Raw genomic sequence first — 13,901 nt, 5'->3', positions numbered from 1 at the left:
CCGGTGGTGCCGGTGTTCCCGGCGCCGCCGGGACTCCGTCGGCTCCCGGTGCTGCCGGTGTCGGCGGGACGCCGTCCGCTCCCGTGGCCCCCTCGGCTCCCGTGACTCCGGCGACCCTGTCGAAGGCCCTCGCCGCCCTGCCCGGAGCGGGTGCCGGGGCCGTCCCCGCGCCCGAGCGCGCCGGGACGCGGGCCACGGACGCCGTCACGACGGTGGTGCCCGCGGTGGCGCCGCCGGGCTCCGTCGCGCCCGCGACCCTGGCCGAGGTGTTCGAGGACGCCTTCCCGCTCACCCCCGAGCCGGATCCGGGGCCCAAGACGCCCGAGCCCAAGGCGAAGCCGAGGTCCGGCCGCAAGCCGATGCTGCTGGCCGCGGCCGGGGCGGTGACCGTCGTGGTGCTGGGCACGGTGGTGGCCCTCGCGATGACCACCGAGGACGAGACGCCGCCCGCGCAGGCGCCGGCGGTCTCCACGGCCCCGAGCTCGGACGAGGTGCAGCCGCAGCCGAGTACGCCGGATGCGAGTGGGGACGCTCCCTTGCCGGAGCCGGAGGCCTCGTCCTCCACCTCGCAGGCACCGGGTACCACTCCGACGCCGCGCAAGTCCACCTCGCCGAAGCCGACGCCGACCGTGTCGTCGTCGAGCCCGGTGAGCCAGCCTCCGCCGCCGGCGACGAGCTCGGCCCCGCCGGTGAGCACCCCGCCGGCTTCCCCGAGCCCGTCCGCGTCCGCGTCCGCGAGCCCGAGCCCCACGAACACCGTGCCGACGGAAGAGCCGAAGCCCCCCACGACCGAGACGGAGACCGCGACGCCCTGACGGCCCGCCGCGCCCCCGTCCGCGCCGACGGGGGCCAGGGGGTGCTGCAAAGCCCGCGTACGTCCGGTACGCGGGCTTGCGCCCGGCGCGCCGAGAACGCGCACCGGACGCCGGGGGGCCGCCCTTCGGGCGGCGGGGGAAAAGTGCCGACGGGCCCTAGAACAGGCGGAGCTTGTCGTCCTCGATGCCGCGCATCGCGTTGTAGTCGAGGACGACGCAGTCCATGCCGCGGTCGTTCGCCAGGACGCGGGCCTGGGGCTTGATCTCCTGGGCCGCGAAGACGCCCTTGACGGGTGCCAGGTGCGGGTCCCGGTTCAGGAGCTCCAGGTAGCGCGTGAGCTGTTCGACGCCGTCGATCTCGCCGCGGCGCTTGATCTCCACCGCCACCGTCGCGCCGGAGGCGTCCCGGCACAGGATGTCGACCGGTCCGATCGCGGTCATGTACTCGCGGCGGATCAGCGTGTAGCCCTCTCCGAGGGTCTCGATCCGGTCGGCCAGGAGCTCCTGCAGGTGGGCCTCGACCCCGTCCTTGATCAGACCCGGGTCGATGCCCAGCTCGTGCGAGGAGTCGTGGAGGACTTCCTCCATGGTGATGATGAGCTTCTCGCCAGCCTTGTTGACGACGGTCCAGACGCCGGCATCGTCGCCGCTCCCCTCCTTGAGGGTGCACGGCGGCGACATCCAGTTGAGCGGTTTGTACGCTCGGTCGTCCGCGTGGATCGAGACACTGCCGTCGGCCTTCACGAGGATCAGACGGGGTGCCGAGGGCAGATGGGCGGTGAGCCGGCCCGCGTAATCGACGGAGCAGCGGGCAATGACGAGACGCATGGTCGGCAACGCTACTCGACGAGAAGGCCTGCACGCGATTCGCCCCCGAAAGCCCCGTTCGAGGATGGCGCGTTGTATGCGCATTCTCCTGGTGCGGTACCCAATGGGCGCCTACCGTGGTGAGCGGGAGGTTGCGACTCGTGCACGCTGCGTCGCGATCTCCCTCCCTGCCCGTAAGGCTCCGGCAACCCAATCGGCCGGAGTCGCGAGAGGAGAACCCATGTCGCTCGACGTCTCACCGGCCCTACTCGAACAGGCCGAGCGAGGCGAGGTCGACGAAGCCGCTTTCGTCGACTGCGTCCGGACCTCCCTGCCCTACGCATGGGAGATGATCAGCTCGCTGGTGGCCCAGCTCAAGGTGGACGGCGGACAGTTCGCCGACAACCAGACGCCCCCGCCGGACGAGCAGGCGCGTGGCCAGCTGCTGCGCGCTCTCGCGAGTGACGCGATACGGGGTGCGCTGCAGCGCCACTTCGGAGTGCGCCTGGCATTCCAGAACTGCCACCGGGTAGCGGTGTTCCCGCTGGACTCCTCGGTGGACGACCGGCTGGCCAAGTTCACTTCGATCCGAGGCCAGCTGCTCAACCAGTCGCCCGAGATGCGCGACTGCTAGCAAGGAAGACCGCACCGACAGCAGGACCAGCACGACCGCACTCCGTACGACCGCACTCCGCACCTCCGTACGACCGCACCTCCGCACGACCGGTACCTCGCTGCCGCTCCGGTGCCAACGGAGCGGCAGCCCTGGTCTCAGCCGAGCCGGGGAAGCACCTCGGCGCCGAGGCGCCGGAGGTTCTCCTCGGTCGCGGCGAGGTCACCCGACCCTTCCGTCAGCAGGGCGAACCGCGTGATCCCCGTACGTTCCGACGTGGCCGCGAGCCGGTCGGCCGCCAGCTCCGGCGTGCCCACGGGGTGGAGATCGCACAGCAGCTCGGTGTACGCGACCGGGTCCCGCATCGCCCGCTGCCGTCCGTCCACCGTGACGTGTGCGTCCAGACCCTGCTTGAGCCAGCCCGGCATCGCCTTCAGCAGCGTTTCGCGGGCGTCCGCCGTCCGGTCCGCCAGCTGGCAGACCCCGGCCGACACGTGGCCGGCCTCGGGCGAATGCCCCGCGGCCCGTGCCGTACGCCGCCACAGCTCGACCATGGCGGCCTTGTCCTCGTCCCCGCAGTGCATGCCCAGCAGCATCGGCAGTCCGCGCTCCGCGGCCATCCGTACGGAGCCCGGGGAGGTGCAGGCGACGATCAGTTCCGGCCCCGTCCCGTCGCCGTGCAGCGCCTCCGACGCGCGCGGTACGACGGCCACTTCGCGGAAGCCGTACCGGCCGCCGGCCTCGGCCCCGGGTGCCCCCACGCGCGGCTCGGCCAGCCAGCGCCGCAACAGGTCCAGGTCCTCCGGGAAGCGGTTCTCGTACGCGTCGAGCCCGCCGCCGAAGACCTCCAGGTCCACCCAGGGACCGCCCCGGCCCACCCCCAGGGTGAACCGCCCCTCCGAGGTCAGGTGCAGCAGGGCCGCCTGCTCGCCCAGGGCCACCGGGTGGGTGCTCGGCAGGACGCTCACCGCCGTGCCCACGCGCAGCCGCCGGGTGCGGCCCAGCATCAGGGCCGCCAGGGTCACCGCCGACGGGCAGACCCCGTACGGGACGAAGTGGTGCTCGGCGAGCCAGACCGAGTCGAGCCCGGCCTCCTCGGCCACCTCGGCGGTCCGTACCGCCCGGTGCAGTGCCTCGCCCTGTCCCTGTCCCGGGAACTGGGCCGCCAGTACAAATGCTCCTACGCGCATCGCCTTTAGCCTCCTCGCGGCTGACGCGGCCTCCCCCAGGCGGACCGGTTGCTTCTCCGGCAACAACGTCTGACACGTGCCAAAGGCACGGCCTGAACGGAAAGTTATTGGGATTGTCGGGTCAGTCACGCAAACCGATTGATCCGTACTACCGTCGTCCTTCGGCCACCCTGCGGGTACCCCGCCTCGCTGCGCGTAGTCTGGGAGAAAGTCACTGCCGTCCGCCCATCCGTGAGGTATACGTGTCACCGCGCCACAACCGCCCCAGGGGCGGCGAGAATCCAGCCGATCGTTCGGACCAGGGCTCGGGCCCGGGCAGTCTGGACCGGTACGGCCTGGAGCGCACGGAGGAGTACCAGGGCGAGGACTGGAAGGTCCGGCACGTCGCGGGCGCGAGCGCCGCGGGCAAGCGCTACCGCTGCCCCGGCTGCGACCAGGAGATCCCCTCCGGCACCCCGCACCTGGTGGCCTGGCCCGAGTACGGCGGGGTCGACGACCGCCGGCACTGGCACAAGGCCTGCTGGAACGCGAAGGACCGCCGCACCTCCAAGGTGCAGCGGTCCCGCAACGCTCCCAAGTACTAGACGTCCCGGGTCCTAGACGTCCCTGCGGCCGACCACCACGTACGAGGCGGCGACCGCGGCGCCCGTGACCAGCAGGATCAGCACCATGTGGTTCAGGCCGCCCGGGAGCGCCATGCTGGCGCCCGACGACGGGTCGGAAGCGTTGGTCGGCATGCCGAACAGCTCCATCATCGCCACCGGCACGTTGTACTTGAGCAGGCTCCTCCCGACCGGGGCGACGGCCTCCCAGATGCTGAGCACGGCCCCTATCACCGGCGGCAGCGTGACGACGCCGAGCATCACGGCGATCGCCCCCGCCGAATGCCGCACCAGCGCCCCGATCGCCAGGGCCAGGACGCCGAGCAGGGTGACGTACAGGCTGCCCACGAGCCCGGAGGCCCACTCGGAAGGCGGGTGCGGCCCGGCGTCGGGACCGTCGCGCAGGATCGAGGCGGTCAGTCCCACCAGGCAGACCGAGCCGGCCGTGGTGAGGAACGCGGTGAGGCCGAAGACGAGGTACTTCGCGGTGAGCACCCGGTACCGGTCGGGGGCCGCCGTGAAGGTGGTGCGGACCAGGCCGGTGCCCCACTCGGAGGTGATCGTCAGCACTCCGAGCACCATCACCGCGAGCTGCCCGACCAGCAGTCCGAAGAGGGCGGGGGCGATGAACGGCATCTGCTCGTAGTCCACGTCCCGGGTCTGCACGATGACCGTGCCGCCGATGCCGACGACGAGCAGCACCAGGGCGCCGAGCGTCCACATCGTGGAGCGCACCGAGGTCAGCTTCGTCCACTCCGAGGCCAGCGCGTGCCCCAGGTGCGGCCGGGGCGTCGGCAGGGGCGAGGTGTAGCCCACCGGGCCCTGGTCCCCGGCGGTCGTCGCGGTCGGCGGGGCGGTCATCGGGTGTCCTCGGGCTTCTGCGCGGGCGTGCGCACGGGGTCGGTGGAGTGCGTGGTGCCGGGGGAGGGCTCGGCCCCGGGGGACGCGGCCCCGGGGCCCGCGAGCTCACCGGGGCTGGTCGGCATCAGGAACGGCCGGGCGCCGGTCCCGGGCGGCGGGGGCGCGAAGAAGCCGGCCTGCGGGACCTGGAGGGCCTCGGCCGCTTCCTCTTCCTCCCACTTCGGCACGCTCAGCGGTTCGGGCTCCCAGAGCTCGGCGCGCGGGTCCTCGGTGGAGGTGTACTCGACGGAGGACTGGGTCATCCGCATGTACGCCTCCTCCAGCGAGGCCCGGTGCGGCGACAGCTCCCACAGCCGTACGCCGGCCGCGTGCGCGAGGTCGGAGATCTGCGGCAGCTCCAGCCCGGTCACCCGCAGCGCCCCGTCGGGCTCCCGCAGGACCCGGCCGCCCGCTTTGGTGAGGACGGAGCCGAGGGTGTCCCAGCCACCGGGGTCGGTGTCGGCCGTGCGGACCCGGGCGAATCCAGCCGAGTTGTGGGTGATGAAGTCCTGGGTGCCCATGTCGGCGAGCAGCCGGCCCCGGCCGATCACGATGAGGTGGTCGGCGGTCAGCGCCATCTCGCTCATGAGGTGCGAGGAGACGAAGACGGTGCGGCCCTCGGAGGCGAGGCGGCGCATCAGATTGCGGACCCAGAGGATGCCTTCGGGGTCGAGGCCGTTGACCGGCTCGTCGAAGAGCAGCACCTGGGGGTCGCCGAGCAGGGCGGTCGCGATGCCGAGCCGCTGGCCCATGCCGAGCGAGAAGCCCTTGGCGCGCTGCCGGGCCACGTCCTGCAGCCCCACGACGCCCAGCACCTCGTCCACCCGCTTCTCGGGGATCCCGGAGAGCTGGGCGATCGACAGCAGGTGGGTGCGGGCCCGGCGGCCGCCGTGGACGGCCTTGGCGTCGAGCAGGGCCCCGACGTGCCGCTGGGCGTTCGGGAGCTCGCGGAAGGGCAGGCCGTTGATCGTGACCCGGCCGGCGGTGGGCCGGTCCAGGCCGACGATCATGCGCATCGTGGTGGACTTCCCGGAGCCGTTGGGCCCCAGGAATCCCGTCACATGACCTGGCTTGACCTGGAAGGAAAGGTCGTCGACAGCGGTCTTCGCGCCGAAGCGCTTGGTCAGGCCGACTGCCTCGATCATCTTGCTGCCCCTTGCCAGGCCGGGACGACTTTCGCCCGCGTAAGGGTTAAGAGGATATCCAGTCCCTTGCGGTTCCACGTCGTCCCGGACCCTGAGCTACCCCTGAGAACCGACCCGGGGATCCCCCGTACGACCCGGGGGATCCTCGTAGTACTTCAGGCGTCCCTCTTCTTGAGGACGAGGTAGCCGCCGAGCACGGCCGCCAGCACCCACAGGGCCATGATCCCGAATCCGCCCCAGGGGCCGTAGGGGACCTTCTCGCTGCCCATCGCCCCCGGGATCACCTGCATGATCTTGGATCCGGCCTGGTCGGGGAAGTACTGGGCGACCTTCCGGGTCGCCGGGACCGCCCCGAGGATGGTCGAGATCAGGAGGAAGAACGGCATCAGGATGCCGAGCGAGAGCATCGAGCTGCGCAGCATGGTGGCCACGCCCATGGAGAACAGCGCGAGCATCGCCATGTACAGCCCGGCCCCGAAGACGGCGCGCAGCACGTTCGGCTCGTCGATGCCGATGCTGCGGTCGCCCAGGATCGCCTGTCCGATGAAGAAGGACGCGAAGCTGGTGATCAGGCCCACGATCAGCGCGAGCCCGGTGGCGACGAGGAGCTTGCCGGCCAGGAAGCTGCCGCGCCGGGGCACGGCCGCGAGCGAGGTGCGGATCATGCCCGAGCTGTACTCGGTGCCCACGACCAGCACGCCGAAGACGATCATCGCGAGCTGGCCGAGGGACATGCCGGCGAAACTGGCGAGCGTCGGGTCGAAGGTGGCCTGCTCCTGCGCGGGCATGTCCTTGAAGGAGGAGTTGATGAACGCGCAGAGCAGTGAGCTGATGCCGACCGTGACGATGGCTGCCGAGGCCAGGGTCCAGACGGTCGAGGCGACCGAGCGGATCTTGGTCCACTCGGACTGCAGGACGGCGGAGAAGGCGGACATGATCACTTACCGCCCTTGCGCTGAGCTTCGAAGCCGGCGCCCCAGGCGGGTACGTCGGCCGGCCGGGCCGGGTTGTCCGCCGCCATGCCGGGTCCTGCCGGGAACCCGGCCGCCCCCGGTGCGTGGGCGTGGTACTCGACGGAGTCGGCCGTCATGCGCATGAACGCTTCCTCCAGTGAAGCCCGCTGCGGGCTGAGTTCGTGCAGCACGATCTGGTGCTGGGCGGCCAGCTCGCCGAGCCGTTCCGACTCCACGCCGTCGATCTCCAGCGCGCCGGTGGCCGGGACGCTGATCGCGTCGATCCCGGCTTCGTGCAGGACGTCCTTCAGCCGTTCCTGCTGCGGCGTGCGGACGCGCACGTAACTGCGGGAGTTCTGCTGGATGAAATCGGCCATGGACAGGTCGGCCAGCAGTTTTCCCTGTCCGATGACGACCAAATGCTCCGCGGTCAGGGCCATTTCGCTCATCAGATGGGAAGAAACGAAGATCGTTCTTCCCTCCGCCGCGAGCCCCTTCATCAGATTGCGGATCCAGAGAATTCCCTCCGGGTCCAGACCATTGACGGGTTCGTCGAACATCAGGATCTCCGGGTCGCCGAGCAGCGCGGAGGCGATGCCGAGCCGCTGGCCCATACCCAGGGAAAATCCTTTCGACTTCTTCTTCGCCACGGCCGTCAGGCCGACCAGGTCCAGGACCTCGGAGACCCGGCTGGTCGGGATCCGGTTCGACTGGGCGAGGCAGAGCAGGTTGTTGTACGCGCTGCGGCCGCCGTTCATCGCCTTCGCGTCCAGCAGTGCCCCGATGTACTTCAGCGGCTCCGGCAGGTCCCGGTAGTGCTTCCCGTCGATCCGGACCGTACCGCTGGTCGGATTGTCGAGGTCGAGCATCATGCGCATGGTCGTGGACTTGCCCGCCCCGTTGGGGCCGAGGAAGCCGGTGACCACCCCCGGTCTGACCTGGAAGCTGAGGTTGTCCACGGCGGTCTTCGCGCCGAATCGTTTCGTAAGGCCCTCAAGCTCGATCATTACGCCACGCTAGAACGCCGAAGGGCCGAACGCCACCTTCTAAAGGTGACGCACGGCCCTACTTAGGTCGTGAAACGGGCGAACGGTACCGCCCGGTAACCGCGACGCGAAGGTCAGCGGCTCTGCTGCGCCGGAACGCCGCGGGTGACCGGCTCGTCGTCGATCGGCGCGGAGGCGGCGGCCACCGCCGCACCGGTCAGCGTCGCCAGCATCTCGCGGACGTTGGTGAGCTGCGCGTTGATCGAGTCGCGGCGGTTGGTGAGCGCCGCCAGCTCGCGCTCGGACTCGCTGCGGATCCGGTCGGCCTTGGCGTTCGCGTCGGCCACGATGTCCTCGGCCTGGCGCTGCGCGGTCTCCACGGTCTGGCGGGCGCGACGCTCGGCGTCCGTACGGAGCTTCTCGGCCTCCAGGCGCAGCTGCTCCGCGCGGTGCTCGATCTCCGCGAGACGCTTCTCGGCCTTGGCCTGACGGCCGGCCAGGTCGCGCTCGGACTGCTCGCGGCGCTTGGCCAGGTTGGTCTCGAAGTCCGCGGCGGCCTGGGCGGCCTTGGCGCGGGTCTCCTCGAAGAGCGCGTCGGCCTCCTCGCGCTTGGAGGCGGCGTCCTTCTGGGCCTCGGTGCGCAGGGAAGCGGCGTCGCCCTTGGCCTTCTCGACGATCCGGACGCCCTCGTCCTCGGCGGTCGACTTCCGGTCGGCGGCGAACGACTCGGCGTCGTTGCGCACCTGCTGGGCGGCCGACTCGGCGAGCTCGCGGTGCTGCTCGGCCGCGCGACGGGCCTCCTCACGGAGGTCCTTCGCCTCCTCCTCGGCCAGGCGCAGGATCTTCTCGACCCGGGCGCCGAGACCGGCGTACGACGGCTCGGCGTCGTTCACCTGAGCCTGGGCGTTCTGCGTTTCGAGGTGCAACTCCTCGATCCGCTTTTCCAGAGAGTTGATACGTCCGAGGGCGCTGTCACGGTCGGAGACCAGCTTGGTGATGCGGTCGTCCACCTGACCGCGGTCGTAACCACGCCGCACGAGCTCGAAGCCGAAGGGGGAGGATGTGTCGCTCATGGGGTTCCTGTCGAATGAGACCGATGAGGTGCTACGCGGGGTGTTAGGTGTTAAGGGGAATCCTAGGCGCCAAGACGGCGTGTCATCGAGTCAATCCGCGTTTGATCTGGACAATGACACCCCTTTTGAGTGGCAAGGCGACAGAATGCTTGTCACTCGTTCGCCTGAACCTCCATCAGGGGCACAGACTTGAGCGTGCTGACTAGCCCTCTGACGTCTTGCCACCCGAACGAGTGGAACCCGCTGTCGCACCGGCCTTCACGCCCCCCGCGCCCTGGCCGCCGACCCCGGGCTTTCCGCCACCCGAAGGCGCCTCGAATGATTCCAACGCCTCAAGAACGTCCTGGACACGGGAGATCTCCGCCTGAATGTCCTCGCGCCTGCGCACGAGCACCTCCAGCTCGCGCCGGCCCTCCTCGACGAGCCGCTCGGCCTCCGTCTTCGCCTCCGCGAGAGCGCCCTCGGCGGCCCGGACCAGCTCGGCCTTCTTCTGCTCGGCCTCCTTGAGCAGCGCCTCCGCCTTGCGCACGGCGGCGATGCGGACCTTGCTCGCCTCGCTGCTCGCGTCCGACACCAGCGCCTTGGCCTTCGCGTCGGCCTCGACGCTCTGCTCGGTCGCCGCCCGCACCAGCTTGTCCACGCGCTCGCCGGCCGACTTCATCTGCTCGGCCGACTCGCGGCGGGCCCGCTCGTGCAGCTCCTCGACCTCCGCCTCGACGCGGCCGCGCAGCTCCTCCGCCCGATCCCTTATGGCCGACGCGTCGGTGCGCGCCCCGACCAGCAGCTCGTTGGCGTCCGTACGGGCCTTCTCCACCAGGGAGTTGCCCTCCACGGTCGCCTCGGAGGAGATCCGCGCGGCTTCCTTGCGCGCCGCGTCGACCATCGCGTCCGCCTGCTCCTCGGCCGCCGTCGTGGCGGCCAGTGCCTGCTTCTGCGCGTCCCCGGTGAGCTTCTCGGCCTCCGAGGAGGCCTCCGTGATGAGCCGGTCGACCTGGGTCGCGGCCTCGCTGCGGCGCTTGTTGGCCTCTTCGCGGGCCTCGTCCAGCACCCGCTCCGACGCGGTGCGCGCCTCGCCCCGGATCCGCTCCGCCTCGGTGGCGGCCTCGGCCTTGACCCGCTCGGCCTCGGACCGGGTACGGGTCGCGTGCTCCTGCGCCGAGGACAGCGCCTCGGAGGCCTCGGCCCGCAGCCGCTCGGCCTCGTTCGCCGCCTCGCCGACCGTGCGCTCGGTGTCCTTGCGGGTCTGCTCGGTGAGCCGGTCCGCTTCGGCGACGGCCTCGCCGACCAAGTGGTCCGCCTGCTCGGCGGCCTCGGTACGGATCCGGCCCGCCTCGGCGCGCGCCTCGTCCAGGGTCCGCTCGGACTCCCGCTCGGCGCCCGCCAGGGTCTCGTTCGCCGCGACCGTGACCCGGTCGGCCTCCGCGGTGGCCTCGCCGATGATCCGGCCGCCCTCCGCGCGGGCGTCGTCCAGGGTGCGTGCCGCCTCGGCGCGCAGCCGGTCGGCCTCCGCCGCGGCCTCGCCGACGGTGGCCTCGTTGGCCGTGCGCGTCTCCTCGACGAGCCGGTCGCCCTCGGTGCGCGCGTCGACGAGGATCCCCGTCGCGTCGCGCTCGGCCCCGGCCAGCGTCTGCGCGGCCTGCGCCGTGAGCTGCCCGGCCTTCGCGTTCGCCGCGTCCAGGGCGGCGGCCGCCTCGGCGCGCAGCGCCTCGGCCGCGGCCTCGGCCTCACCGACCGTCAGCGCATTGGCCGCGCGGGTCTCCTCGGTGAGCCGCTCCGCCTCCGTGGTGGCCTCGGTGATCAGGCGGTCCGCCTGCTCGGCCGCCTCCGTGCGCAGCCGGTTCGCCTCGGAACGGGCCTCGTCCAGCGTGCCCGCGGCCTCGGTGCGGGTCGCCTCCGCGGCGGCCTCGGCCTCGGCCGTGAGCCGCGCCGCCTCCGCCAGGGCCTCGCCGACCGTGGCCTCGTTGGCCGCGCGGGTCTCCTCGGTGAGCCGCTCGGCCTCGGCCGTGGCCTCCGCGACGATCCGGCCGCCCTCGGTGCGCGCGGCCTCCAGGGACTCCGCGGCCTCGCCGCGGATCCGGTTGGCATCGTCGCGGGCATCGGCCTTCGTACGGGCCGCGTCGCGCTCGGAGGCGGCCAGCGCGTCGGTGGCCTCCGTGCGGACCCGCTGCGCGTACTCCGCCGTCTCCGTGCGCAGTTGCTCGGCCTCGGCGATCGCGTCCCCGACCGTCCGCTCGGCCAGCGCCTTCGCCGCGTCCGTCTCGGTGCGCGCCTCGCTGCGGATCCGGTTGGCGTCCTCGGTGGCCCGCTCCCGCTCCGCGTACGCGTCGGCGCGGACCCGGCCGGACTCCTCCTCGGCCTCCGTCTTCGTACGCTCCGCCGCGTGTTCGGCCGCGCTGCGCAGCCCCGCGACCTCTTCCTCGGCCTGCTCGTGCAGCCCGGCCACGGCATCGCGCACCTGCTGGGCGGTGGCCTCGGCCGCCGCGACCACCTCGGACGCGCGCCGCTCGGCCTCCTCGGTGAGCCAGACCGCCTCGGCGGTGGCCTCCTCGGACCGCTTGCGGGCCTGGGCGAGGAGCTCCTCGCTCTCCTCCCTGGCCTGCGCCCGCTCGCTCTCCGCGTCGGTACGCGCCGAAGCCAGCGTCTCCTCGGACTCCCGGCGGCGCCGGGCGGCCTCCTCCTGGGCGGCGGACAGCGCCTCGGCCGCCTCCTGCGCGACCCGCTCGGCGGCGGCCTTGGCCTCCGCGCGCAGCCGGTCCGCGGTCTCCTGCGCCTCGGAGCGCAGCCGCTCCGCCTCCGCCTCGGCCTCGCCGGTCAGCCGCACCGCGGCCTGCTCGGCCTCCGCGCGGGCCCGGCCGGCGTCCTCGGCGGCGTCGGTCCGCAGCTGGGCGGCCTCCGCCTCCGACTGCGCCTGCAGCGTGCGGATCCGCTCCGCGGACTCCGCGCGGAGCCGGTCGCTCTCCTCGGTGGTCTCCTTGCGGATGTTCTCGGCGGCCGCGCGGGCGTCGCGCAGCGTCTGCTCGGCGGTCGTCAGGCGGCCCTCGGCGTCGGTGTGCAGCCGGACGAGCTCCTCGTCGGCCTCCGCCCGCTTCGCCGCCAGCGCCCGCTCGGTCTCCTCGCGCCGCACGGCGGCCGCGGCGTCCGCCTCGGCCCGTACGGACTCCGCCTCCTCCTCGGCCTCCGCGCGCAGCCGTGTCGCCTCGGCGCGGGTCCGCTCCAGGGTCTCCTCGGCCTGCTTGCGCAGGGTGGTGGCCCGCTCGACGGCCTCGCCGCGGACCCGCTCGCTCTCGGCGTTCGCCCCGGAGCGCACCTCGTCGGCGTCGGCCCGGGACTTGCCCAGCAGCTCCTCGGCGGTGCGGGCCGCCTCCTCGATCTGCTGGACCGCCTCGCGGCGGGCCTCGCCGCGGATCCGCTCGCCCTCGGCGACGGCCTCCGCGCGCAACTGCTCGGCCTCGCCGCGCAGCCGGCGGGCCTCCTCCTGGAGCTCGACCGTACGGGCCCGGTACTCCTCCGTGTCGTCCTTCGCGGCGCCCTTGAGCTCATCGGCCGTGGCCGCGGCCTGGGCGCGCAGCCGCTCGGCCTCCGCCTCGGCCTCGCCGCGGATCCGCTCGGCCTCCTCGGACGCCGCCCGGGTGGTGGCGCGGGCATCCTCCGAGGCCTTGTTCAGGACCTCCTCGGCGGTGCGGGCCGCCTTCGCCAGCTGGGCCGCCGTGTCCTCGGCCGCCGCGGTACGGGCCTGCTCGCCGGCCTCCGCGCGCAGCCGCTCGGTCTGCGCCCGGGCATCGGCGAGCGCCTGCTCGGCCTCGGCCTTGAGGGCCTCGGCCTCCTTGTTGGCCTCGCCGACCAGGCGGGCCACCTGCTCCTTGGCCGTACGGGTGCGCTGCTCGTTGACGGATTCCGCCGAGGCGAGCTGCCGTGCGGCGCTCTCCTTGGCCTCCGCGAGCAGCTTCTCCGCGGCCGCGCGCGCCTCCCGTAGGGCGCCGTCGGCCTCCTGGGCGCGCTGCTCGGCGACCCGGCCCAGGTCCATCGTCTGCTGGCGGGTCTGCTCGGCCTCGGCGGAGGTGGTGGAGCGCAGCCGCTCCGCGTGCTCGGTGGCCTCCTGGGCCTGCGCGGAGGCGGCGGTCAGCAGCCGCTCGGCCTCCTTGCGGGCGCGCAGCAGCGTCGACTCGGCTTCGGCGCGGGCGGATTCGTTCTCGGAGGCGAGCCGGCGGGTGGCCTCGGAGGCGACCCGGGCGGCTTCGGCGCGGGCGGTGTTCAGGGTCTGCTCGGCCTCGACGCGGGACTCGTCCATGAGCCGGCGGGCCTGCGATTCGGTACGGGCGCGCAACTGCTCGGCCCAGGCCACGTTCTCGTTGACGTGGGCTTCCACCGTCTGGCGGCGCTCGCTCAGCTCCTGGTCCAGGCGCTGGCGGCGGTTGACGGCCTCGGCGTGCAGTTCGGCCTGCAGGCGCGCCTGGTGCTCGGCGTGCTCCTGGAGGATGCGCTGGGTCTGCGCCCGTACGTCGCGCAGTTCGCGCTCGGCGTCGGAACGCATCTGGTCGGCCTGGATCTGGGCATTGCGGAGCAGCTGCTCCGCCTGGTAGCCCATGTCCGCGCCGTCGTAGGCGGGGCGGGACGCCAGATTGCGGCGTACCTCGTGGAGCTTGGCGCGCAGCACCTCGACCTGGTACCCCAGGTCATCGGCGTGCTGGACGGCCTTCCCGCGTTCCTTCTTCAGCCGCTCCATCTCGGCTTCGAAGCGCGAGAGATGGTCGGCCTCGGCCTGATGGCTCTCCTGGCTTTCGTAGCCCCGCACAGCGCGGTCCCATCCGTCCCCTGGT

Annotated in this window: 10 protein-coding genes; 2 read left to right on the top strand and 8 right to left on the bottom strand. The window is 72.6% G+C overall.

The features are described from left to right. Positions 1–971: 971 nt before the first annotated feature. Complete coding sequence (nucS, locus tag OHA37_RS11800) at positions 972–1,643, bottom strand: endonuclease NucS (RefSeq protein WP_266881159.1); 672 nt, start codon at positions 1,641–1,643, stop codon at positions 972–974. A 220-nt stretch (positions 1,644–1,863) separates the two neighbouring features. On the opposite strand from nucS, the gene OHA37_RS11795 reads away from it, so the two are divergent. After that, the gene (locus tag OHA37_RS11795; RefSeq protein WP_243336246.1) at positions 1,864–2,256 is read left to right on the top strand and encodes an SCO5389 family protein; all 393 of its coding nucleotides are present in this window, start codon (positions 1,864–1,866) and stop codon (positions 2,254–2,256) included. 137 nt (positions 2,257–2,393) lie between these two features. Here the strand turns inward: OHA37_RS11795 and OHA37_RS11790 are convergent, their stop codons facing one another. Next, positions 2,394–3,425: an LLM class flavin-dependent oxidoreductase gene (locus OHA37_RS11790; RefSeq protein ID WP_266904406.1), complete on the bottom strand. Its 1,032-nt coding sequence runs from the start codon at positions 3,423–3,425 to the stop codon at positions 2,394–2,396. A gap of 242 nt (positions 3,426–3,667) precedes the next feature. Here OHA37_RS11790 and OHA37_RS11785 point away from each other — a divergent pair, with 242 nt between their 5' ends. Further along, positions 3,668–4,009, top strand: coding sequence for an ATP/GTP-binding protein (locus OHA37_RS11785; RefSeq protein ID WP_254384262.1), 342 nt, complete (start codon positions 3,668–3,670; stop codon positions 4,007–4,009). 12 nt (positions 4,010–4,021) lie between these two features. Here the strand turns inward: OHA37_RS11785 and OHA37_RS11780 are convergent, their stop codons facing one another. From OHA37_RS11780 to scy, 6 genes are all read right to left on the bottom strand, one after another. After that, the gene (locus OHA37_RS11780) at positions 4,022–4,888 is read right to left on the bottom strand and encodes an ABC transporter permease (protein ID WP_266904404.1); all 867 of its coding nucleotides are present in this window, start codon (positions 4,886–4,888) and stop codon (positions 4,022–4,024) included. Continuing rightward, complete coding sequence (locus tag OHA37_RS11775; RefSeq protein WP_266904402.1) at positions 4,885–6,072, bottom strand: ABC transporter ATP-binding protein; 1,188 nt, start codon at positions 6,070–6,072, stop codon at positions 4,885–4,887. Before OHA37_RS11775 ends, OHA37_RS11780 begins: the two co-directional genes overlap by 4 nt. 155 nt (positions 6,073–6,227) lie before the next feature. Further along, positions 6,228–7,007, bottom strand: a complete 780-nt coding sequence (locus tag OHA37_RS11770) for an ABC transporter permease subunit (RefSeq protein WP_266904400.1) — start codon at positions 7,005–7,007, stop codon at positions 6,228–6,230. Positions 7,008–7,009: 2 nt separating this feature from the next. Continuing rightward, entirely contained in the window at positions 7,010–8,032 is a 1,023-nt protein-coding gene (locus tag OHA37_RS11765) for an ATP-binding cassette domain-containing protein (RefSeq protein WP_266904398.1), read from the bottom strand. 113 nt (positions 8,033–8,145) lie between these two features. Then, complete coding sequence (locus OHA37_RS11760; RefSeq protein ID WP_243336252.1) at positions 8,146–9,084, bottom strand: cellulose-binding protein; 939 nt, start codon at positions 9,082–9,084, stop codon at positions 8,146–8,148. 202 nt (positions 9,085–9,286) lie between these two features. After that, positions 9,287–13,876: a polarized growth protein Scy gene (gene scy / locus OHA37_RS11755; RefSeq protein WP_266904396.1), complete on the bottom strand. Its 4,590-nt coding sequence runs from the start codon at positions 13,874–13,876 to the stop codon at positions 9,287–9,289. Between the last annotated feature and the right edge of the window lie 25 nt (positions 13,877–13,901).

It is taken from the genome of Streptomyces sp. NBC_00335 (assembly GCF_036127095.1).
GTDB lineage: Bacteria > Actinomycetota > Actinomycetes > Streptomycetales > Streptomycetaceae > Streptomyces.
The sequence above is the reverse complement of the archived record's forward strand: the minus strand, read 5'-3'. Positions and strand labels throughout refer to the sequence as shown.

What these genes read in the sequence shown, in the direction of transcription:
- OHA37_RS11780 (WP_266904404.1), bottom strand. Translation starts at nt 4,888, where the DNA reads ATGACCGCCCCGCCGACCGCGACGACCGCCGGGGACCAGGGCCCGGTG.
- OHA37_RS11765 (WP_266904398.1), bottom strand. Translation starts at nt 8,032, where the DNA reads ATGATCGAGCTTGAGGGCCTTACGAAACGATTCGGCGCGAAGACCGCC.
- OHA37_RS11795 (WP_243336246.1), top strand. Translation starts at nt 1,864, where the DNA reads ATGTCGCTCGACGTCTCACCGGCCCTACTCGAACAGGCCGAGCGAGGC.
- OHA37_RS11770 (WP_266904400.1), bottom strand. Translation starts at nt 7,007, where the DNA reads ATGTCCGCCTTCTCCGCCGTCCTGCAGTCCGAGTGGACCAAGATCCGC.
- OHA37_RS11790 (WP_266904406.1), bottom strand. Translation starts at nt 3,425, where the DNA reads ATGCGCGTAGGAGCATTTGTACTGGCGGCCCAGTTCCCGGGACAGGGA.
- OHA37_RS11760 (WP_243336252.1), bottom strand. Translation starts at nt 9,084, where the DNA reads ATGAGCGACACATCCTCCCCCTTCGGCTTCGAGCTCGTGCGGCGTGGT.
- OHA37_RS11775 (WP_266904402.1), bottom strand. Translation starts at nt 6,072, where the DNA reads ATGATCGAGGCAGTCGGCCTGACCAAGCGCTTCGGCGCGAAGACCGCT.
- nucS (WP_266881159.1), bottom strand. Translation starts at nt 1,643, where the DNA reads ATGCGTCTCGTCATTGCCCGCTGCTCCGTCGATTACGCGGGCCGGCTC.